This window comes from Arthrobacter sp. M2012083, from assembly GCF_000281065.1.
In the GTDB taxonomy this organism is placed as follows: Bacteria; Actinomycetota; Actinomycetes; order Actinomycetales; family Micrococcaceae; genus Arthrobacter.
Genome location: NZ_AKKK01000007.1, coordinates 41622 through 63645, shown reverse-complemented (window position 1 = coordinate 63645; position 22024 = coordinate 41622). Strand labels below are relative to the sequence as shown.

Annotated in this window: 20 protein-coding genes; 10 read left to right on the top strand and 10 right to left on the bottom strand. The window is 57.3% G+C overall.

Annotated elements, in window-relative coordinates; translation table 11 throughout:
- Positions 1 to 27 precede the first annotated feature (27 nt).
- Both A477_RS0104900 and A477_RS22715 read right to left on the bottom strand, forming a co-directional pair.
- Positions 28 to 603 (bottom strand): recombinase family protein, encoded by a 576-nt coding sequence (locus A477_RS0104900; RefSeq protein WP_017197907.1) that lies wholly within the window; start codon positions 601 to 603, stop codon positions 28 to 30.
- A gap of 1 nt (position 604) precedes the next feature.
- Positions 605 to 1228 carry a hypothetical protein gene (locus A477_RS22715; RefSeq protein ID WP_017197906.1) on the bottom strand — a complete coding sequence of 208 codons (624 nt, stop codon included), beginning with the start codon at positions 1226 to 1228 and terminating at the stop codon, positions 605 to 607.
- A gap of 223 nt (positions 1229 to 1451) precedes the next feature.
- Here A477_RS22715 and A477_RS22025 point away from each other — a divergent pair, with 223 nt between their 5' ends.
- Positions 1452 to 1943, top strand: coding sequence for a hypothetical protein (locus A477_RS22025; protein WP_017197905.1), 492 nt, complete (start codon positions 1452 to 1454; stop codon positions 1941 to 1943).
- A 101-nt stretch (positions 1944 to 2044) separates the two neighbouring features.
- Here A477_RS22025 and A477_RS0104885 read toward each other — a convergent pair whose 3' ends face one another.
- The 7 genes from A477_RS0104885 to A477_RS0104840 form a co-directional block, all read right to left on the bottom strand.
- Positions 2045 to 6991 (bottom strand): DEAD/DEAH box helicase, encoded by a 4947-nt coding sequence (locus A477_RS0104885; protein ID WP_017197904.1) that lies wholly within the window; start codon positions 6989 to 6991, stop codon positions 2045 to 2047.
- A 270-nt stretch (positions 6992 to 7261) separates the two neighbouring features.
- Positions 7262 to 7453, bottom strand: coding sequence for a hypothetical protein (locus A477_RS0104875; protein WP_157367041.1), 192 nt, complete (start codon positions 7451 to 7453; stop codon positions 7262 to 7264).
- A gap of 170 nt (positions 7454 to 7623) precedes the next feature.
- Entirely contained in the window at positions 7624 to 8445 is an 822-nt protein-coding gene (locus A477_RS0104865) for a hypothetical protein (protein WP_017197900.1), read from the bottom strand.
- Between the two features lie 666 nt (positions 8446 to 9111).
- Positions 9112 to 9237 carry a hypothetical protein gene (locus A477_RS23840; protein WP_279586750.1) on the bottom strand — a complete coding sequence of 42 codons (126 nt, stop codon included), beginning with the start codon at positions 9235 to 9237 and terminating at the stop codon, positions 9112 to 9114.
- 203 nt (positions 9238 to 9440) lie between these two features.
- On the bottom strand, positions 9441 to 10211 hold the full coding sequence (locus tag A477_RS0104855) for a ParA family protein (protein ID WP_017197898.1): 771 nt from the start codon (positions 10209 to 10211) through the stop codon (positions 9441 to 9443).
- Positions 10212 to 11396: 1185 nt separating this feature from the next.
- Positions 11397 to 13211, bottom strand: a complete 1815-nt coding sequence (locus tag A477_RS0104845; RefSeq protein WP_237715726.1) for a MarR family transcriptional regulator — start codon at positions 13209 to 13211, stop codon at positions 11397 to 11399.
- Positions 13212 to 13433: 222 nt separating this feature from the next.
- Positions 13434 to 13667 (bottom strand): hypothetical protein, encoded by a 234-nt coding sequence (locus tag A477_RS0104840; protein ID WP_017197895.1) that lies wholly within the window; start codon positions 13665 to 13667, stop codon positions 13434 to 13436.
- A 739-nt stretch (positions 13668 to 14406) separates the two neighbouring features.
- Here A477_RS0104840 and A477_RS23255 point away from each other — a divergent pair.
- Genes A477_RS23255 through A477_RS23665 form a run of 4 tightly spaced genes read left to right on the top strand, consistent with a single transcriptional unit; the run spans position 14407 to position 17288 of the window.
- Positions 14407 to 14685 carry a hypothetical protein gene (locus A477_RS23255; protein ID WP_157367040.1) on the top strand — a complete coding sequence of 93 codons (279 nt, stop codon included), beginning with the start codon at positions 14407 to 14409 and terminating at the stop codon, positions 14683 to 14685.
- A complete protein-coding gene (locus A477_RS0104830) occupies positions 14685 to 15668 on the top strand; it encodes a hypothetical protein (RefSeq protein WP_017197893.1) in 984 nt (327 codons plus the stop codon). Before A477_RS23255 ends, A477_RS0104830 begins: the two co-directional genes overlap by 1 nt.
- A complete protein-coding gene (locus A477_RS24065) occupies positions 15653 to 16819 on the top strand; it encodes an alpha/beta hydrolase family protein (RefSeq protein ID WP_502685498.1) in 1167 nt (388 codons plus the stop codon). The genes A477_RS0104830 and A477_RS24065 overlap by 16 nt, the downstream gene beginning before the upstream one ends.
- Before the next feature lie 13 nt (positions 16820 to 16832).
- Positions 16833 to 17288, top strand: coding sequence for a hypothetical protein (locus A477_RS23665; protein WP_017197891.1), 456 nt, complete (start codon positions 16833 to 16835; stop codon positions 17286 to 17288).
- 74 nt (positions 17289 to 17362) lie between these two features.
- On the opposite strand, the gene A477_RS23960 is transcribed toward A477_RS23665, so the two are convergent.
- The gene (locus A477_RS23960) at positions 17363 to 17620 is read right to left on the bottom strand and encodes an ArsR/SmtB family transcription factor (protein ID WP_353579760.1); all 258 of its coding nucleotides are present in this window, start codon (positions 17618 to 17620) and stop codon (positions 17363 to 17365) included.
- Between the two features lie 389 nt (positions 17621 to 18009).
- Between A477_RS23960 and A477_RS0104810 the strand changes: the two genes are divergently transcribed.
- The 5 genes from A477_RS0104810 to A477_RS0104790 are packed head-to-tail and all read left to right on the top strand — an operon-like array spanning position 18010 to position 21983.
- On the top strand, positions 18010 to 19083 hold the full coding sequence (locus A477_RS0104810; protein WP_017197889.1) for a M23 family metallopeptidase: 1074 nt from the start codon (positions 18010 to 18012) through the stop codon (positions 19081 to 19083).
- Positions 19083 to 19616, top strand: coding sequence for a hypothetical protein (locus A477_RS0104805; protein ID WP_017197888.1), 534 nt, complete (start codon positions 19083 to 19085; stop codon positions 19614 to 19616). The genes A477_RS0104810 and A477_RS0104805 overlap by 1 nt, the downstream gene beginning before the upstream one ends.
- Positions 19617 to 19657: 41 nt before the next feature.
- Positions 19658 to 20839 (top strand): MinD/ParA family ATP-binding protein, encoded by a 1182-nt coding sequence (locus tag A477_RS0104800; protein WP_017197887.1) that lies wholly within the window; start codon positions 19658 to 19660, stop codon positions 20837 to 20839.
- 13 nt (positions 20840 to 20852) lie between these two features.
- Positions 20853 to 21197, top strand: a complete 345-nt coding sequence (locus tag A477_RS0104795; RefSeq protein WP_017197886.1) for a hypothetical protein — start codon at positions 20853 to 20855, stop codon at positions 21195 to 21197.
- 3 nt (positions 21198 to 21200) lie between these two features.
- Positions 21201 to 21983 (top strand): hypothetical protein, encoded by a 783-nt coding sequence (locus A477_RS0104790; protein WP_017197885.1) that lies wholly within the window; start codon positions 21201 to 21203, stop codon positions 21981 to 21983.
- Positions 21984 to 22024: the final 41 nt, after the last annotated feature.

The following is a 22024-nucleotide window of genomic DNA, read 5'->3' as shown; positions in this document are numbered from 1 at the left end:
GGAAGTCTCTCTGAACCTCCCGCGGGTCTAGAGCTGTTGGACCTTTCGTTGGCGGGCAAGATCCCTGACGACGGTTGCCTCGCTGACATCAATAGTTCTAGCGATATCCTTGATGGTCCTGCCCTTAGACCGCATATCGCGTGCGATAGAGGATTTGTCGGCAGTCATTTTCGTAGGGCGGCCTCCGACCCTCCCCCGAGCCTTCGCAGCTGCCAGGCCGGCCAAGGTCCGCTCTCTCAGTCTGTTCCGTTCGTACTCTGCAATGGCTGAAAAGAAGTGGAACATCAGCAGCCCTTGGGAATTCGTAGTGTCCAGCCACGTTTCCGTCAACGACCTCAGGCCAACGTTCCTTTCTGCCAGTGTCTTCACGATGCCGGCTAGGTCGGCGGTATTCCTTCCAAGCCGCGATAAGTCATTAACCACCAGCACATTTCCCGGTTGCAGATGATCCAAGCAGTCTTGCCATTGTGGGCGGTCGGCTGTCGCGCCGGAGGCGTAATCCGTCCAGATTCGGTATACACCGGCCTCTTTCAAGGCATCGTGCTGCAGATCCACATTCTGATCGGTTGTACTAACCCGCGAGTACCCCAGCAGGGTCACCACATCATCGCCCTTCCATTTGTTTGGCCACCGGAGTTTGCGCCGGTTCTTGGTTTGGTCCCACATCTGAAGCTGGCTCAAAGGATGCTGGTCGATTCTTAGGCTTTGACCGCTCCCGAGGCTTAGTGGCAGCGCGGCTTCCTGCTTTGCGGCGAGCTCTCACCTCTTCTTTGTGCCGGGAAACTCGGACGTACATGAACACAGCGAACCCACCGACAAAAACACCTAGCATGAGATAAACCAGAACCAGCCAGGATGACGAAGCGGATGGGCCGAGTGGACTTTGGGCTACTCCCCAGACCCACAAGAGCCCGAACACCCCGAACCCAATCGGCTGCCAATAGCTCGTGTAGACAGGCCTCGTCGAGGCAACGTATATCTGGGTGAAATGAAGGGCTCGGTCTAACAATTCTTGACGCAGGGCTTCCCTTGCCCGAACGTCTCTTTGATTTTCATCATTGAGCTGGGTTTCTTCCCAGGATTTCAGCAGGGCCAACGACTCGGACGCGCGACGCTGCGCGACCGTCTCGCGATTGGTAGCTGTACGCACCGCCGCGACGACGCTGACCAGCAAGCCGAAAACGCCAGCGATCGCAGTGATGATCCTTGCCCAGTCATCCGCCGTCATGGTTTCTCCTCAAAGTCACGTCAAAAACGTCCTCCCCGACCTTTTGACTATAGAACTTTACGCAGTTGAGTTATGAGTTTTCGCAGTCGAGTAGTGCAAGTGTACTGTGATGGGAAACCGACAGGCGGGCATAAACGGTCGTTTTTGAGGTGCGCCCTCGAGCACCTCGTTCGCATGTTCAGCGGAGTGGATGCACGGCTCTTATACCTGCAACACTGAACCCATGCTTGATCTGACCGTTCTTGAAGCGATGGACTTCGGGGTACCCAGAAACTTTTGGACCATGAACCGCAAAGAGCCGCCTAAAGAGTTCGGTGTTTATGTCATCCTCCGGCCAGCTAGCGGCTCACCATCGTTTCTCGAACACAGCACGGGCGGAACGTACAGGAAAGATCCGACGACTAGTCCGAGCTCGCACCTATACCACCGGTGGGTAAACGAAACTCCCATCATGTACATAGGAGCAGCGGGACTCACCTCGGAGAATAAGACAACTTTAAGAGGCCGACTTAGCGCCTATCAACGCTACGGCCACGGCCAAAACGGCGTCTCGCATGAAGGCGGGAACCGCATATGGCAATTGGAGGATGTCAAAGACCTCACAGTCACTTGGAAACAAACCCCTGGCATCCCCGGCAAGCTACTGGAGGACAAACTGTTGGGACTCTTTGAGCTAGCCCACGGTTGCTTGCCCTTCGCCAACGGAAGACACTAACGCGATACTACGAGCCCCTATGACATCCAGGCTGAAACGCGGCGAACTGAACCGGACTGCACTCAAACGATGTCCCCGGGCGGCAGAGCACTAGTTCAGGGTCATTCCGCTACCTCCAAAGCGGGCAGCTGAGCCACAATCTTCCCCGTTTCTACGGAAACGGTAACGATGCGTTTGATGAGATCCAGAATGTAACGAGGGTCGCCTACCTCACGGCAGTAGTCGTTGGGATCGTTGATGATGTGCGAGTCCTTGTGGGTGGTGACCTGATACCGGTCAATGATCCATTCGAGCGCAGACTTTCCGTTGACCTGGTAATCGTAGGCTTCGTCCGGGATTCCACCAAGAGTGATCCGCTGGTTGTAGACGATGTTTGAGCGGTCCTTCCTGGCCCCGAACGACAGCTTGTTGACCCGGTAGAAGTCGTACTCATCGCCACCGGGGGCTCCCTTGGTGATCTCCTCCAGGGGGTACGGCGTCACTGTTTCATAGTCGAGGTGCAGTTTGGCGAGGGCTCCTCCAGCTTGGCTATAGCCCCAAAAGTCTTTGACCTTCGGGATCCGCGGCAGCATCTTCATCAGATCTTGCTTATACCGTTCCTTGTATTCCGGGCTGTGGAGGAGACCGTAAACGTAGAAGAAGATGCTTTCCTTGTCGATCTGCGAATCCTCGTAGAAGCCTCTATACGTCGCGAGGGTCGCATCTGTGATGTTGTCCTTGCGGCGGTAACCGTCGACGACGATGTCGTCGGAAGCCGCGAAGAGGCCGTCCTGCTCCTCACTGAGGACCTGCTCGTACGAGTAGAGGCTGAAGGCTTGGTTCCCGCCATTAGGTGTCAATGCAGGTATGTGCCGAACCGCGAGAGCAGAGAATGCAGCAGCCGAGGCGCCCTGCGGCATCATGATGGACATGTTGTCCAGCGTTCCGGGGGGCATCATTTTTGGCCATTGATTGACGCGCTCAATGACCGGTCGCTCGAAGACCACATGCTGAACACTAAAGGGCCGGTAGGTACTGAGAACGGTCGTTGGGTTCGAAACATCAATTTGGATGTTGCGTCGAAGACTTTCCTTAAGCCCGGCGCTCCAAGATATTGCTTTCGGATCATCGTTGGTTTGTATCACCATGGGACGAGCTGACGGGTCCATGGAGAAGTGGGCGAGCCGGTCCATCTCGTACACTCCAACCATGGACTGGACGTTGGAAACAGCCTTGGATCTCGAGTAGTTAAAAACCCACGCATCACGACTCGTCGTTAGTCCATTTGAGTAGTTCTCGAAAACTCCCGTTGTGGTTGATTTGCCTTTGGATGCCTTGTCCCCAATTGGCTGGAAGGCTTCAAAGTCTTCATCACGATGATTGATCCAGTCGCCCTGCTCGTTCGGCGTGACGGTTTCCCACTCGGTTCCTTCGAGGGATTGTTCGATCTCAAGAAGATCGAACTTTTCATCCCGGCTAAGGTAGTCGCCGATGTCACGGTATCGGATGTCTGCTGGGCCAACATGGGTTGAGTTCTTGATGAGGACCGCGATGGCGACTTGAGTGCGAGAGCCACTTCCGAATATCTTTCCCCCCTCCTTCCGCGAAGTTTCCCCGGATGTCCGTTGATTCCCACGAAGGTTGTAGACAAAGATTCTGCTGAACTCATTCGCGAAGGTCTTGCGTATGCCGTCAGCGTTATTACTATCGATGAAGCTTCCGTTGGAGACGAAGGCTATAACACCGTCGTCCTTGATCCGGTTGGATGCCCAGCGGATCCCGCGAATGTAGGAATCGTAGAGCTTGTTCTTCAGCGTCCCAGTCGACTCTTTGGCATAGGTCTCTGCAATGGACGAATCTAAGACAGGGTACTTCTGGTTTTGGTTGTTGTCATTGGCGCTACTTTGGCCGGCCGAGTATGGCGGGTTCATGATAATGACACGGATGTCCTGGTTCTTCTGCCGCTGAACGCGCTCTGAGTTCTCGGGGAACACGACGGAGTCGAAGGCACCGTCGGACTCATTGAGCTGGAAAGTATCCGTCAAGGCGATGCCGTCAAAGGGCACGTAGCCATGGTCGAGGCCGTGTTTGGTGGATTCTTCGGCGAAGACGGTTTCGATGTTGATGGCGGCGATGTAGTAGCTGAGCAGGACGATCTCGTTGGCGAAGAGTTCTTGGGCGTATTTGCGACGAAGATCCTTCGGCTTGATTAGCCCGGACTGGAGCAGTCGCGTGACGAAGGTTCCCGTGCCAACGAAAGGTTCCAAGATGGATACGCCCTCATCGGAGAGGGACTTCCCGAATTCCAGCCGCAGCGCTGCATCAGCTGAGCGCAGGATGTAGTCCACCACGGGGACGGGGGTGAAGACGATGCCGAGCCGGTCCGCCACGCGAGGGAAGGCGTTGCGGAAGAAGTTGTCGTACAGCTCAAGGATGATTTTCTGCTTCGCTGCGGCGTTGTCAATGGACTTCACCCGGGCGCGGACCGATTCGTAAAATTTCTCAAGTCCGACACGTTCTTTTTCAAACGCCGAGTTCTCATCCAACTTGTTCAGGATATTCTGCATCGCCAGCGACACCGGATTATGTTCGGTGAAGTTGGAATCAGAGAACATGGCATCAAAGACCGGCTTCGTCACCAGGTGCTGGGCGAGCATCTCGACAGCCTGAGCCTGGTCGATCTCCGGATTCAAGTTCTCCTGCAGCCCCTCAATGAAGTCATCGAAGGCCTTGCGGTGTTCCGGGTTCGCACCAGCCAGGAGGTTGTTGATCAGCACAATGTGCTTATTGGCGATATCCGCAATGTCCTTGGACCAGTCTCCCCAATACATGCGGTTTCCACACTTGTCCACGATCTTGGCGTAAACAGAGTCCTTCCACTCCCCCACGGGAAACTGCAGTTCAGGCTGAACATACTCCGGACCGGTGGTTTGGTCGTCGCCAGTTCCTCCGCCATTGTGGTCTCGCCCTCCGGTATTCCGGCCCACATTCGTCCGCGCCTTTTTCTTGGGGGAAAGGTCTACAGTGTCGACCAAGATGGATTCGGGTGCTTTGGCGTTGAGCTCGATCTGGTTGATGGCCGCGTCCATGCGCTCATCGTGCGCACGCAACGCCTGAAGGACCTGCCATACGACTTTATAGCGGTTGTTGTCCCGAAGCGCCTCTGAGGTCGACATTCCTTCTGGGATGGCGATGGGCAGGATGATGTAGCCGAATTGTTTTCCCTTGGAGATGCGCATGACTCGACCGACGGCCTGAATGACATCGACCATGGAGTTGCGTGGGTTCAGGAACAGTACGGCGTCCAAGGATGGGACATCCACCCCCTCTGTGAGGCAGCGGGCGTTGGTAAGGATCCTGCAGACTGGCTGGTCTTCGGGGGTGTCAAGGTCTTCCTTGAGCCAGTCCAGACGTTCTGCGCGGGTGATGGCGTTGAAGCCGCCGTCTACGTGCTTGACTTCGACTTTCAAGTCGTCTGTGGGGTCGTCGTTGTCCAGGTTGGTCAGGTGCACCCGGACTAGTTCTTCGAATTCAGACTCGACGAGTCTTGAAGATTTGATGTCGCGGTTGAACGCCACGGCTCGTTTCATTGGTGCCAGGTCGTTACCGAAGGACACCTCGTGAGCACCGGACCGTCGTTTGGCCAGGCCGTTCCAGCAGCCGATAAGTTTAGCGACATCGTCGATCTGCAGTTCCATGTTTGAATCGGCCAGTTGATCCTGGAAGCTGGAGACCACCTGCGTTTCGTCCACACCCAGAACCAGGACCTTGTAGTCGGTAAGCAGTTTCTTCGTGACAGCTTCACCGAAGCCGATCCGGTAGAACACCGGGCCGTACATGGTCTCGTCGTCCATGGAGCACAGAATTGCGTCGCGCTCAAGTGCCTTGTTCTTGGTGTCGTCGTTAAATAGCCGCGGGGTTGCCGTCATGTACAGACGCTTGGCGCCTGCGACGACGTCGTTGCGGTGGACCTTGACGAAGTGGGAGTCCTCACTGCCGGCAAGGGTGGCCCCGGTGGTGCGGTGGGCCTCGTCGCAGATGATCAGATCAAAGTCCGGCAGCCCGGCTTTCTGGGCTTGGGCTACAGCATCGATGGACTGGTAGGTGGAAAACACCACCGTCATTCCCTCATCCGGCTCTCTGGTTCCCATTGCCTCAAGCAGCGTGGCACCATCCGTGGTGGCCGGGATCTGCAGATCATGGATTGCCACATCAGTGATGTCGGAATTCTTCTGCCGGCCAACCTTTGTGTCGGAACAGACGGCGTAGGCGTGCATCGTCTGCGTCGTCTCATCCGACCATTCTTTTAATGACTGGGACATCAATGCCAAGGAGGGAACGAGGAAGAGGACCCGAACGTGGCTTTCCTGCTCCGCGAACCGCTCTGCAATCTTCAGCGCGGTGAAGGTCTTACCGGTGCCGCAGGCCATGATGAGCTTGCCGCGGTGGTGGGTTTCGAAACCCTTCATGGCGGCGTTGACCGCCTCATGCTGGTGAGTGCGTAGTTGCTTTTTGTCATGCAGCTTGGGCGCCTTTGAGGGGTCGGTCAGCTCGTATGTCGCCCAGTCGATATTGGAGTTACGGAAGTCCGTGAGCCCGATGCGTTGGATAGGGATGTGCTGGTCGTCCAGCATTTCCTCGGCGTTCGCCGACCAGTCCCGGCCCGTCGTATCCACGATGAGCCGGTGTGTGAACGGGGGTTTCCCTGACGCGGATATGAATGAGTCGACGTCCTGCTTTTGGATGCGGTGGCCCTCGGCGTAGAACTTGCACTGGATGGCAGTGAAACCGCCGTCCTGGCGCTCGGCCACCAGATCGATGCCGTTGTCCTTCTTACCGTCGCGGTCCGGCCAGTCCCTCCACAACCACACATTCCGGTACTGGGGAGCCTGCACCCCGTCCTTCTCCAGATACCGGCCGACTAGCTGCTCGAAGTAATTGCCCTTCATCCGCTCCGAGTCCGCGAGATCACGGTACGAATCCAGGAGTACATCGAACGTCGTTGCCAAGAGAGTAACCCCCGAGAAGAGAAGCAGGTGAAGCCGGCATGAACCGACGCTTCTGATCATAAGGTCTTCTACGTTGCACTCGTGGTTCTACGCCATTTTGCGGCCGCCACCAGGCCGCCGTCCTACCTCATATGCGGTCGTTTTTGTCTGTGCTTGGAAGGTGAGCTTCGAAGAGCTGGATTAGTTTCTTAGACTGCTCTGCGGTCAGGTCGGCCCTGGCATAGATAGCGCCTTCGCGGACTAGAACCCGTGTTCCGCCATTTCGGCCAAGCCTCACGCCCACTTCGTAATAGTCAACTCCGACACAAACGTAGGATGCATCCGAGTTCATCATTTCGCCGCCCGGAAGTGAGCCCCGATGATCCTGACCAGTACCTTGGCCTGTTCGGCTGTCAGCTCGACCGTCGCAATTCCGTCCCACGAGTGGGCCTGGACGCTAATCGTGCCGTCATCGGAGTCCCCCACGCCGACCACACTCCACAAGTTCGAGATGTCTTCCCCTACAAATTCGTAGGAAGTCATAAGTACCCCTTTGTAGTCGAAACACATATGGCGCCGATCAGTCTGCGGCTTGATACCGCACGCCACCGGGTACCAACAATCTATGGGATCGGCTTCGGGCGCAGGTGCGACGCGAAGTCATCACATGATGCCGCCAAGAAAGAGTTCATATTCTCAATTCTTATATCCTTCTAAGCCTTGTCCTTGGCCCACCACAGGAATTCCGATGCATGTTGCTGGTGTCGGAAACCATCACCGAGGAGTGCCAGTAGCAAGTCATTGCTCCACAGGATGAGACGTCCAATAGTCCAGTCGACCCTCTCAGGGTCAGGCAGTTCGAGGCCCCACAGGGATCGTGCAATCTCGCGCTTTCCGGCTTCTCCCGTGTACTTCAGGATTGTCAGGTACCTGTCGGGATAGACGATGCACAGAACCTTAGTGAGGAGCGATTCCTTGAAGCCCTTCATCCCGATGGACTTGGTGTCTTGGATCAGAATGGTGAGGCGGTCCTCCAGATCGACGGGCGATGCGCCCCGAAGCAAATACTCCACTACCTCGCGGACCCGTGCCGCTCCGGCATCCGGACCAATTTCATTCCAAGCTTCATTAAAAACGGACATGTTTCCTGGGTTCGCGCCGACATTTGAGTTGCCGAAGTCCTTGAAATCCTGAGGGTCCGCTTTTGGCAGGCCCTCAGCGCTGAACACCTGCTGGTATCTCGTCCAGTACGGGGCAACGTTAGGCACAGGTTCCGGCTCGCGTCGGAGAAACTCAACCTTGAGTACATTCGCACGTGCGAGCTTTTGGGGGTCTACGTCCCCTGGCTTAGGGAACCTCTTCTTGATTTCCTCCAGAGTCGGCAGCTGAACCTTTTGTCTGGCAGGCGCCCCACGGAGCCACGCCTGCCCGCAGTTTTCACACATGAGCTTCTTCTGAGTCCCCGTCAGCAGCTCTACCAGCCGGACGTGCTCGTCAGTCTGGCAATGGGAACACTCGACGAGATCAATTGCCATGGGGCTTACCTTCCGAACACGCTGACGACATGGAGCGACCCCACGTTAGCAGCCCAGCTCACACCCTGCTCCACGGCCGAAGAACGAGACTGCTGTCCTGGTGAGTGTGTCACCGTTCGTACCCTGTACTCCAGTAACCTCACAGGGGTCATTCTGCCTAAATAATCTCCTCTTTCAGGGTTACGGAGACGTTTCTCGGTGAGATGACTTGTCGAGACACTTTCACTAATGAAAATCCAGAGCTTAGGGTGACTCGTGCTATGGGTTGGGCGCGTCTCATTAATCTTTAGGATTCAGAGACACGCTGCCCAGCACATAAGGCAACGGGTATCCCCTGCCGTGCGGCCTATGCGCGAAGGGCTTCCGTAGCATCATGACTGTTGTCGAAGATCTGACCGCCGGATGGTGCATCTAGAGTCATCTGTGTCGCACGGTCCCGTCCGCCGCATCGGGGATCAGAGGCAGGTCCTGTGCCCCTGGCGTCATCTGGGCATCAATCTGCCTCTTGCGGCCTACCGTGGACCTCTCCCCATGGCGCGTCTTCTGCATCGAGGCTCACGCAAGCGATGATTCCCGGCATAATCTGCCGCAGAAATCAGTCGCCTGGTTTGCAGGCGCGAGCTTTACTTCAGATTTCAAAAGAATAATTATGTCCAGATAGATTTATTAGCGTCTGAGCCTCTCCCGTAAGGCCTCGTCCAGAAGATCCGTAATAGTGATTCCGTACTTCATCGCGTACGCATCCAACTCGTCGCGAAGGCTTATCTCAATCTTGGATGAGAAGGGTTCCATCCGGCGCTTTCCTCTCGGCCTTCCCGGCCCAGGACGCTGGGGTTCGAGGTCGGCGGGTGGCGCAGACTCCGTGTGAACCGTGGCGACCTGAGGAGCCTCCTCTTGTTTCGGTGCCTCCGTTCGCTTCTCCGCGGAAGTCAAAGCATCCACAACATCGGCAGCTGGTGCTTTGCGTATTGACGACTTGCGTTCCAAAGCCATTACTAGTTCACCTCATCCAGGTATCGCGCATGCGCAACGAATTTTTCAGTCATGATTGCGGCTCCCCTGCCGGAGAGCTTGGTAAGCGGCGAGCGTGTGCTGACGGAGTCCTGCATTGCTGTCCTCAGCGGAAGATGAGGCTCTCTTACTTCGGGCCCGTACGTGCTCTCCAGCTCTCCGATTTGGAAGGAGTGTTCGGATGTGAGAGGTGAGCTCGTCTTATTGATGATGATGCCCAAAAATTCCAGCTGAGGGTTTAGATGCGGAAGCGATCTAACCTTCTTCACTGTGTCGAGGAACTCTGTTACGCCCTTTACTGAAAAGGCCGCTGGTTCAGTAACCGCAAGTACCCGATCGGCCCAAATCAGTCCGTTCAGTGTCAGTCGTCCCAGTGCCGGCGGAAGATCGATGAGGATGTGGTCGTATTGCTCAAGCTCATCTGCGCCCCATGCTGCGGTCTTGAGTCGCATTTCGGGTGTTAGTAGGGCTTCCGACTCGAGTCGGGCAAGAGACTCAGAACTGGGGATCAGATCGATCCCCGGCCATGTCGTCTGAGTGATGGCTTGGCCGAGGGTTCCGGCTTCTCCCCCATACAACACATCGAAGACGTCGAACTCTCCGGCCCCTTCAAGCGCTTCCGTTACATTGGCTTGTGGGTCGAGGTCGATTATCAACACTCGCTTACCGATTAGACGCAAACCGGTAGCCAGGCCAAGCGTAACTGAAGTCTTGCCCACACCACCTTTGCGATTGCCTATGGCCGTGACTCTCATCGATATCCTCCGGATTTAGCTAGGTACCGATAGGGATATGCCCATCAATACATCAGTCTTTCTATCTAGCCATCAATCTATCAGTCAATCTAGCTATCCATCAATACGTCTGGCCATCTTTCAATCATTATTGCCATCTATCTTTCAGTCTGGCCATCTTTCAATCATTATTGCCATCTATCTTTCAGTCTGGCCATCTTTCAAACCAACCATCAATCTTTCTGTCATGACATAATTATTTATTTGTCGGTGTTAGTTCCACGTCCTATATGAGATCCGGGGCTCCGGGAGAGCGTACAAGGCTCCTGAGCGTTGGGAGGCATGGCCACCCCCACCATCACTTCCGTGGGGGAGGGGGCAAAACAGATATGGGACCAATAATGGTAATCAATCAATATTTCTGTCAGGACATAATTATTTAACTTCATCTTCCGCCATCGTCAAGGACTGCCTCAGGGGCTCCGCTGCTCGACCAGGAGAGTCCAGTCGAGCAGCGTCACGTAAAGTGGAGAAACGTCAAGAAGACCTGACAGATAGGACACTTCATGGAATGGGATCTTGGAGACGGATTCCACCGCGGACGACTTGGGATCCTTATGAACGATGGCCGGCTGGGTTCGCATCATGAAGATAACGAGGTGATCCGCGTCGAAGGAATCACCGGTAGAAGGAAACGAGACCCGCGGCTGCCTGGCTATGAACTCGTGCCGGAAAGTGAGGCAACTGGCTGGCAAGGTAGCTGCGACTGCGGTTGGACTGGTAGACAGTGGCAGCGCGTCCAAGGCCCGGGGAAAACCGACATGGCCAGGTACCGAGCAAAAGCACTAATAGGATCCCCAGCTACACCTCCCGTAGCAGTCGAAGAGACGATCCTGAACGAATGGCAGAGGCATGTAAAGGCTTGGGTCCTGCAGATGGCTGCAGGCAGTTACGAGCGGGCCGCTGTGCGTCTAAACGAGGCAGTTAGCGCAGCACGTGGCTCTGGACTGACTTGGACCGCCATAGGTGCAGAGACAGGAATGACACGCCAAGCGGCTCATCAGCGTTGGAACCAGCCAGAATAGCCGTCACTGGGGAGCGAGCGATCTTCTTGAAACAAACCGCATACTTACCTGCCTATGCCAGAGGACACCATTGCTGCCGACGAATTCGATCACGGACGCAGATGCTAGACCTGCGCATGGATCACCTCGCCCGGGTAAACGCCATGTCAGCGAGCGACCATTCATCGGGTGGCCCCTCATAGGCTTCCCAAGGGTAGTCGTCCGTGGGGGATAGGAGTTCCGCTACTGTGTTCACGTTTCTCGAAAGCCATTCACGCCAGATAGTCCGTTCAATGCGGTACCTCTGTATTTGGCCGACTACAGACTCCAGCACTCCAAAGTATTCTGCAAGTTCTTGGAGGGAGGTCGAACTGACGACCATCCAAAACCGCCCACGGTTCCTCGACACCATGTTCCAGGCGGCCAAGATCTCAAGACTTTCGCTCACAGCAGTCCTGGACAGCTTTGTCCGGATGACCAACTCCGTGGTCGTCAAACCCGGAGTTTGTTCCAGAGCTTCGTAAACAAACGCTGCCGGCAAGCCCAGTTCCCGGAAAACGGGTCTGAGCGCGTGAATCTTGCCTGCTTTCCATAACAATTCCTCGGCCCCTGCACGGAGGCCTTCAGGAACAGTGAGCATGTACAGATCCCCTTTAGTCCCTCGTCCACGCTCAACCAGAGTCACCAGAGGATCCTTTTCCGAACGCAGGGCTCTCAAATGAGAGCCCACAGTTGTGTGGTCAAGTCCCGTCGCCACGGCAATTGACCGATCACCAAATTCGACGAAACGAGACGCGGTCATGTGGGCCGCTGCTCCGAGTGCCCTGAGAACCATGCGTCGCGCCAGACCCGTGCGTGAGCTGGCGTACGTAGGCTCTCTTAGAGATAGAGCATTCCGCCAGGTCCGCAGGTAGCGATGCTCGCTGCTCGCATCAGACATGAGTCCAGTTCCAAGTGGGGGCTGTGTATTGGGCTGGCTTGTGGGGGATTTACGTGCATTGTTATTTCCTGCCTCAACGGCCCGGCGTTTTTGCAGGTAAGCGACCGCGTTTTTCCAGTCCCGCTTCAGGGAGGGAATCCTGTGACGGGAGGCATAGCGGGCATAGAACGATGCGAGTCCAGGCCAAATACCTTGGAGGACTCGTCGTTCTATATCAATGAGACTCATACCAGCGGCGGCCGCCGCCGTCAGGATCGCCTGACGGGCTTCTGAATCGGAGGAGTACCGGTTCGCGTCGTACAGGCCTGATAGCGCCATCTGCTGCATGGACCTGGACATTCGCCCAGCCACTTGCGGTGATTCATAGGCTTCGTCGTCCGCCGACAGTGGCTGCTCCAGTCTCAGCGCTCGTACGCCAGCGATTTCCTCTTTCAGATCTGCGCGAATTGTTGCCCATATCTGTTCCTTGTTTGGGCGTCTCGCAACGTCGTAGGCCATGCTGAGACTCATGGATAGTTCCTGGTAGCCGCCACGCTTGTGCGGAGATCCCGGAGTACGCATGCAACCATGACGCATGTTCTGGTGCGGCGTCTTGTCCAATGTGCGGTATCGGGTGCCTAATGCCTCGACAACATCTCGTGCTTCAGTAAAGCCAATCCGTTTTTCCAGTGGTACGTAGACATGTCGTCCGCCATTGGGCGAGTGGTCTTCAATCCACCGAGCCCCACAGCGGTGCAGCCACGTTTGTAGGGACTTCACATCGGCCTCGACCCAGTCGACGCCTGCAATCGAGGAGTCGAAGTCAAGGAAGATGGCCGAGCAGCTGCCATCCTTGCCGAAGATCCGGGCGGCCGCCGGATAAGTGGGGAGGGTCTCAGTCAGGGCGCGTTCGTGCTTCTGGGGATAGGTCTTACCGCCGTCCCGGGAGAGGCGGATCCGGGGTTGACCTGCGAGAAGAGGCGTAAGGGCAGCCCACACCTGAGCGGCGTTGGAAGTCTGGGATGGCTCTTGAGACACGCCAGCAGCGTCGGCTGCTGGCAGCACGAGAGCGTGCTGTTGTACGATGATTTTGTTCCTGTTCAGGGAATGAGAAAGGGCCGATCCTGCCAGATCGGTTTTGCAACACAAATGAAGGCCTGTTAAGGACTTCCATACGATTTACGATCTGTCTGCCGGCAAGCTATTCGGATCGTGAATCTTCAGCTTCGAAGGCCCGCTAATGGCGGGCCTTCCTTGTATCTATGAGGCCATACGAATCGGGAGTTCATCCTGCTGAGTGAACTGATCCAGCAAGGCCAAATCTTCGCGCAACGACCGGTCGACTGCAGAGGCAACATAGTCGGTGACAGTCATGCCTTTTGCGGCGGCGATCATGTGAACGTCCTCCGCGGTCTTGGCCGGCGTGCGGAAGCCAATGTATTTGCGGAGGCCCTTGCTGGGCCGCCCGCCTCCACGATTGATTACTGCGCTCATTGTCAGGTCCTTTGAATCTCGCACAACCAGGGGTTGTAGCTGGTTCATTGTTGGTGCCACATGCGGTCGATCGGGGTTCCGTTTACAGCTATCGACTGAATCGAACCTAGCACCGCGCAGAGTCTGATCAGGGGATTTGTTTACAGAAAACGGCCCCGCGTGTCGTCTCCCATCGTTCGTGAAGCGTAGGGCCGGCTCCGTCGCTGAGTCTGCTAGGCGCCTGCATCGTCTATTCGCGCCCAAGTGCTCGATGGTCAGCCAGCCTGGGCGAGGCAGGGCCGGGCAAGCGGTAAGGCTCATTACAGCCGTGCTCGCGCGCTTGGGGCAGCTGTCAATTGAATCCACGCTACGCCATCCTTTCCTACTTGTGACAAGCGCTCTATGAGCCCCCCTTGGTATGGTGGGGCCCAGTCGCTTGGCAAGGCGCTGGATAGAAATCCGCCGCCTGAACATGTCTGAAACATGTTTCAGCATAGCTTAGCCGAACCCAATAGCTAGCAAGGGGAGATTAGTGGTGGCGCAAGGTCTGCCTACTCTTTCGATAACCACATCAGAACGAGCGTTCCGGGACGCGTCCGAAGCTTTCTCGGCGCTGAAGTTACCGACCAGGATCACCCTTGAACTGCTTGTCGGGGCCGTCGAAGAAATCCGTGGCCGCCGAATCCGAATCCGTTCAACAGACCGCCTCATAGGCACTTCCATTTGTGGCCTTTGGTTGCCTGGAAAGCGACAGGAGTGGGTGTTCCACCCACCTACGCCTTGGGAACTTCAGCGGCAGCAGTTCATCCTCCACGAGCTTGCGCATATGATCCTTGGGCACGACGCGCATCCCGGGGCAGGGGCCCTACTTCATGACGGGCTGCAGAGTCTTCCCCCGGATCTGGTGCGGAGAGCGCTCATGCGGACGGAGTTCGGAAGCGTCGAGGAAGCAACAGCCGAGTACCTTGCAGATCTCATGGCTGAGGCCCTCAGGGAGATCCCCGGTGAGCCGGGTGCATTTGAGGAGGTCTTCGGCTAGTGGAAATCCTTGCGGCAACGCTGATGGCCGCCTTGACTTTGATCGTCCTAGCAACCCGACGCCCAGGAAAGGACACAAGTATTCTCTGGGCGGCGGTGCTTATTTGCATTTCATTGGCCCTAAACATCAACGCTGCATATACGTTCGTAGATGGACTGTTAGCTGGACGAAACTACGTCGATTTGGGAGCCAATCTCCTGTTGTTGGTTGGCGTCTACTTCCTGGCGCGCGCGATCCACCGAGCAGCCAGCCCCGCTTCAGAAAGGGTGGCGTCACCACGAGTCCTGGGCAAGTCCGGCGTCATCATCGCCGCCTCAGCAGCCACCGCCTTATTTGCGTTCATTGACGCGCCAAACACATCTACGATGTTCATGCGAGAATACGGGGACCAGCCTGCTGCAGCCCTATATTCGGCGGTACAGTACGCGTACATCGGTGCTGTTATGGCCACGGCGGGTTGGACATGCTTGCGGTTTCGCAGTTCCTGGAGTACGGGCGTCTTCACATTGGCATTCGGTTTGGTGGGCTTGGGATGTGCGTCCGCGGTCCTGTTGGTGGTCAACGTTCTACTGCTGGATCTTCTGAATGTTCTTGGCAATGAGGAAGTCATGACGTCGCTCGGCGGCATCTACGCTGTGCTGAATTCTATGACCTTCATCCTCCTCTGCACTGGGCTCGCGCTGCCGCGCGCGAGCCGCAGGGTCTTGACAGTCCTTGATTCCAATAGGACGAACGCCGTGCTGTCAGATTTAAAGCCCGTATGGAGCAGGGCTGTCATCGGAAACTCAGGTATAACTCTGGATACACGAGTAGTGACTTACCGGGATCACAGACCCCGCCGCGAGTTGCATCGCATGATTGTCGAGATTCAGGATTCTCTCGTTAGAGATCCTAAAGCTCGCGAACGAATCGGTGATGACGGACTGTCTAAACTGGCCCGGGCCACAGGCCATCTGGAGACCCGACCGTGGCGCTCAAGGTAATAAGCGTCGCCGCATCACTTGTAGCAGTTGCCAGTTGTGGAGCAGCAGCTATTACGGCCGCTGCTGCTAGGCAGTCATTGTCTCCCGCATCCCGGAAACGATACGACATCGTTCCTCTATCGGTAACTGATGAGGAGATTGAGCTCTGGGCCACGAGAAGGACGGATCTACCGGGCATTTTCGGACTCGACATCTTCGGAGAGGATGAACCGGCTGCTGTCGGACCCGTTATTGCGAAGGCGGACGATACTGTCAGGCGCAGCCTCATCCGCAGGCCAGTCTCACTATCAACAGATTCACGGTGCAGGTGGAGTGGCATAGTGGCTGCCACTCCCGAACGCCCGTTCAGTGAAATCCAGCTGCCTACATCGGTAGGGCTGGCCCCAGCATGGGTTGTGGACAAAGGCAGCGATGTCTGGGCGATCCATGTGCATGGCCAGGGGAGTGACCGCCGTCAGCCCTTGCGTGGCGTTGCCAGTGCAACGACCATGGGCCTGAACTCCCTAATCGTTTCGTATCGCAACGATGGTGACGCTCCAGCATCAGCCGACCGCCGATCCCACCTCGGAGAGTCGGAATGGCGCGACTTGGAAGATGCGCTGCAGTTCGTTTCCGATCGAGGAGGGACCAAATGCATCGTATTCGGGTGGTCACTCGGTGCCACCATCGCCATGAACACCCTTCAGCGTTCCAGACTCGCAGGCATGATCAGCGGCATTGTGATGGTCTCGCCTGTACTCAGCTGGGAGGCAGTCCTCCGAGCTAACGCAAGGCACCAGGGTTGGCCTCCTAATTTGGGGTCGCAAGTCGTATCGCTGCTGGGATCTAAAGAGCTTAGCCGGCTGGCCGGGATCAGCACGCCCCTGAAGATCAGGCAAGCAGACGCCTCCAGGCTAGGCTGTCCGCTCAAGACACCTATCCTGATTCTTCATAATAGAAATGATTGGTCTGTACCCTTCGAGACTTCAGCCCGATTTGCTGAAACCCATGCGCAACATGTGGAACTCGTTGAGTTTGAGTGCTCGGGCCACACTCAGGAGTGGAATTCGGACCCGGTAGGGTGGGATTTGGCAGTTCGTCGTTGGTATGGAAGGTTGTTCCAGCCAAGCGCAACTGTGGGCAAAGCCGAGAAAACGGCTGGTGACATTTAGATGGGGTTGAATAATGGCTGGCGGTGATACTGCCCGAGATCGGCTTGCACGGGCGGAGACCCTTGCACGCAAGGTGAATTTGTTGTTGGACGTCGTAGTGGCGGAGGGCGGCAAATCCTACGAGTTCGCTGATATACAGATCGGCGTCCGTCAGCACGGATACGAGCTGTCCAGGACCCGCTGGTGGCGTATCAGAAGTGGGGAATCGCCCGAGGTGGTCCCGGTGGAAGCATTGATTGCACTAGCCAAGTTCTTTGAAATTGACCCTGTGTACCTCACTGAAGAAACTGGTGACCTTCCGGAACGCATCGAGAAAGAGCTACAGCTCCTTAAGACGATGCGGCGAAACAAGTTGAAGAACATAGCCGCCCGAACTCTTGGCGATATTGATATCAAGACGCTCGATGCAATCAACGCCCTACTGGACGACGTAGAAAAGTTCGAAAGAAACGAGACCGAAGCGGACTGATTCATGTTCGAAACATGTTTCATTCCTGTTAGGGTTGAGCCATGCCCATCAGGATCGCCGCCCGCATACCGTCGTCATCGGCCTTCAATGTAATCGACATACGCCCGCGACAGTTCTTGAATCCTCGCGGGCTGCAGCTCGTAAGTGACATCTCGACCTTGGCGCATGCCTCGCGGCGGATCAGTCTTGATCAATCCTGTTGCAGCAAGGGCTTCCAGGTGTCGGTTCAGGCTAGGTCGACTGATCTCCAACACATATTGCAACTGGCCGATTGTCGAAGGACCCAGTATGGCCAACTGACGCAAAACGTCCGCCTGTGCCCGACTGCCCATGAAACTTATTGCGGCCTCAACACTGGAGGGCAGATTGGGGCGGATCAGTCGCGGCATGGGTCCATCTTGCCGGACTTTGCGCCGAACTGCCGCTTGGTCGTTAACCCACTCTATTAGTAATCAATAGAGTGGGTTACTGGCTGATGGAATTTCTTCGTCAAAGATGCTTTCGTACCCGCGAGTCGGTCACAGGTTGTCCTAGCAGCCAGTCTTTTCCAGCCCTATTGCTCGGAGCGATCCTAGCGATGGTCTTGCTGTTGGGGTCCATGAAACCACCGAGAAGCCCATGGGGAGGGACGGGTTTTGAACAACATGCTGCGGTTCGGCACACAACGGCCGGTGAACGCATCACTGCCTACCTGTCACAATCACCGTGCTGGGGCAAAGCAATGATCGCCCGGAAAGCCATCACCAGTGGGTCGATCGTTGCGCTGCTGACGCTTGGCTTGGTGACTGTTGTCCTAGACGAGAGCGATCCGGCGCAGGCAGCATCATCGTGTGCTGCTCCTGCCGGTGTAGCTGCAGGTCCTGCCCCTGCCGGGGGAGTGCCCGGGTTTGATGCCGAGCAGATGAAGAACGCCCAAGCGATTATGAACGCGGCCAAGTCCTTCAAGCTGCCGGTCGCCGCGCAGCTGATCGGCATCCAAGCCGCGATCGGTGAGTCCACGCTCCGCGTCATCGACTACGGCGACGGGGCCGGTCCGGATTCGCGTGGGTTGTTCCAGCAGCGTGCCAATGGCGCGTGGGGATCGTATGGGGACCGGATGGATCCCACCATTTCGGCGACGAACTTCTTCAAGGCACTCGAGAAAGTGGAGGGCTGGGAAACCCTCGAACCGACAATCGCCATCCACCGGACGCAGCGGAACGCGGACCCTAACCACTACACGAAGTTCCGCGCTCAGGCCACGGAAGTCTTCAAAGCCTTGGGTGGAGAGTCCGGCGCATCTGTGGACTCGTCCGGTGTGTGCCCGGCTGAAGGCAACCAGGTTGTGGGGGACTTGGCCGGCAAGTGGGTCAAGCCCATGGACGGGGCGATCAACAGCAGCGGTTACGGGCCCCGTCCTGCACCTCCCGGCACTGCCGGCGGAGTGCTGGCCAACTTCCACTACGGGATCGACTTCGTTCACCCCGGAGGACCGGGAACGATCGTGGCCATCACGGACATGAAGATCGTTAAGGTCCGCAACCTCGATGGCCTGTTCGGCACCGGCGTGACCGGGCAGACCGTGGACGGAAAGCTCACGATCGGCATGTACCACATGGAAGCCGGGTCGGTGAAGGTCAAAGAAGGCGACACCGTGGCCGCCGGGACACCCCTTGGCACAGAAGGCGCAACGGGCAACGTCACCGGCCGCCACCTCCACATGGAGTTCTTCGCCGGTGCCCTGCCCAACCCCATGGTCCCGATAAATCCCACCATCGACCCGCTTCCGATCCTGAAAGAGAAAGGCATTCTCTGATGCACAAGCACGTCGCACTCACAGTCGCTCTGGCCGCCGCGCTCTCCTTGAGTGCCTGCGCCGGAAACGCGGGCACCGAACCAGCACCCGATTCCACCCCCATGGTGAACACCGGACAGGCCGGCCAGGAGAGCCAGCATGCCGAAGACGGCCACGATCACGGGGCCGATGAGCACTATGGCGTTCCTGAGGTGACGTGGGACGCGGCATCGGAGAACTCGGTCAAGGACACCGCGGCCAAGGTCATGGGCCTGTTCGCCCGTCCCGACGTTCCGGAAACAACCTGGTTCGCTGACCTCGCCCCGCATCTTGCACCGGAATACGCCGAGGACGCGAAGTACATCGACCCGGCACGGGTGCCCATCCGCAAAGTCACGGACGGACCTGCGATCAGCAGGGACGTCGGCAACCCGATGACGGTCACCGCGATGTTCTCCACCGATGCGGGCCGCTGGAAGATGCTGCTCCACCGTTCCGGACAGCAGCAGCCCTGGCTGGTAACAGCCATCTCCCCGCAAGACCCGACGTCATGAACCTTTAGACAGAACCTGAAACGAGCGAGAGGAACCGTCCGATGAGCACGAACTGGCAAGGGAGCGAACGGAAGAACCGCGGACCCATCAGCCTGACCGACACCGAACCCGAAGAAACCGCAACTGAGCCGGCCACGATCATCCACGCAGTACCGGATGCCGAACCGGCAGCGGCCGAGACGAAAACTGAGACGGTGGTGGACCACCGCGAAGCACCTTTGGTCAGTGGCCGCCGCAGCGCGGCCGTGCTTCGTAAGGAGAACGTGAACGACCAGCTGCCGCCGGCCACCGGCTGGCAGGCATTCCTGCGCGCGGTCAGCTTCGGTCTGATCAGCCCCAAGGTAGGCGCAGCCGAGCTGGCACGCCGGGCGGATCTGTCCGCGATCCAGCGGGTGTACTCCCGTCCGATGCAGATCATGGTCGCCCAGCCCCTGGGCGGGGTGGGCAAGACGATGTGCAGCGTCGGGCTGGGCTCCACGTTCGGGATCCACTCCGGCCAGCAGACGCTGGTGTGGGACAACAACGAGATGATGGGCACCGCCGGCGTCCGGACCAACGCGAACGACTCCACCCGGACCGTCTGGGATCTGTTGAACGTTTTGGAGTCCTTCGAGACCGTCACCGCCCGTAAAGGTGAACTGTCCTACTACACCCGCCACCAAGGCAATAACCAGTTCTCCGTCCTGGTCGCTGACGAGGACGCGGACCGGATGAAGTCCATTGGTGCCGATGAGTTCAACCGCATCCACACCGTGGTCAGCCGCTTCTACGACACCATCATCGTGGACACCGGGAACAACACCCGCTCAGCGAACTGGCTCGCCTCGATCGAGGTCACCGACCAGCTGGTGATCCCCACGACGTTGAAACGCAACGCCGTCGTCTCGGCCCTACGGATGATCGAGCAGCTCGAATCCATGTCCGAGCGCACCGGCAACCCTCACTACAAGGAGCTGGTGAGCAACGCCGTCGTCCTGGTCACCCAGGGCGGCGGGGCGAAGGTCTCCGCAGCCGAGCAGGCTGAGCTACGCGAGAACCTTGCCTCCGCGGTGCGGGTCCTGATCGACATCCCGTATGACGGTGCACTGGATACCGGCTCCATCATCGACTGGCAGCTCGTCGGTGACCCGGCCCGCCGCGCCTTCGAACGGGCCTCAGCGGAAATCGCTGAAGGCCTCCTGGCCGTTGACCGCGCCACGTCCACCAAAACCACCAACCGATAAGGAATCAAGAATCATGTTCAGCACCATCAGCAACGGAATCATTATCCGGACCGCAGTGCCCACCATCGACAACCCCCTTGACGGCGTAACACCCAGCATCAGCGTTTTCGGCGTGAAGTTCGAAGGAGCTGTCCAACTGATTCTCGGCGGCCTCTGGGCTCTTGCCCTGCTCATCCTGGCAGGATATTTCATCTGGAACCTCATGAAATGGGGCATCGCCCGCAACCGCGGCCACTCGGACGATATCGAAGAAGGCGCAGCAGGGGCCAAGAAGACCGGCATGGCCTTCGGTGCCGCAGCTGGCGCCAGTGTGATCCTCGGCGGCATCCTGGCACTTGCCACCGCAGCAGGAGCCTAGCCCATGCGGAAACACTGGAAACTCCTCACAGCTTTGGGGGCAGTGATCCTGGTTATCGCTGTTGCCGTCGTCCTGCTGAACCCGCCAGTACCGGCGGCCAAACCGGATGATCCCAGCTCCCTGCAGGCATCCGGGAAGTTCGGGTTCCCTGTTTCCGGGATCAAGATCGGCGAAGGCGGGACCAGAACCGCCAGCGACGGCAAGACCATCACCGGCTACAACGGCAGCTGCGACTCAGCCGCCCAAGCAGCCGCCAACTACACCCACCTCATCGAGGACGTAAACGTTGCAACCTGGGCGCAGCAAAAGAAGACCCTCACTGAGGTAGGCAAGCAGGGCCCTTGGGTGGAGAGAGTCAGCTACAAAGGGGATCTGCTAACCACCGCCAAGGATCTGCCCAACGGGCCTTTTGACGGTGGTTGGTTTACACGCTCAGATGTAGCCTCTGGTGGCTTGTACCGCGTTGTCAGCTGCGATGAGAAGAAGAGATCCGTTGTCCAAGTGTTCACTGGAGCAATTGCGGCCAGAGTCAGCAAAGCCCCTGCAGCCTTCTTCCAGACTGTCACGTTTGAGCTCGTGTGGGACGGGGACTGGAAGATTTCCGACGCCGCAATTGTGGCCAACGGCCAGGATTTCGGCGGACGAGTCAAAGACGGTGGGCCGATGAGCGTGGGCACCGAAATGGATGACGAGGTCACACCGGTTCTGCGGGACGATCTGGTCAATGCCTTCTTCAAGGACATCAGCCGTGAGGGGTGGGCTGAGTATGCAAACGCTAAGCGCTAGCAGGACGATCCGCCTGGTCGCAGTCTTGTTAGCGTTGTTTC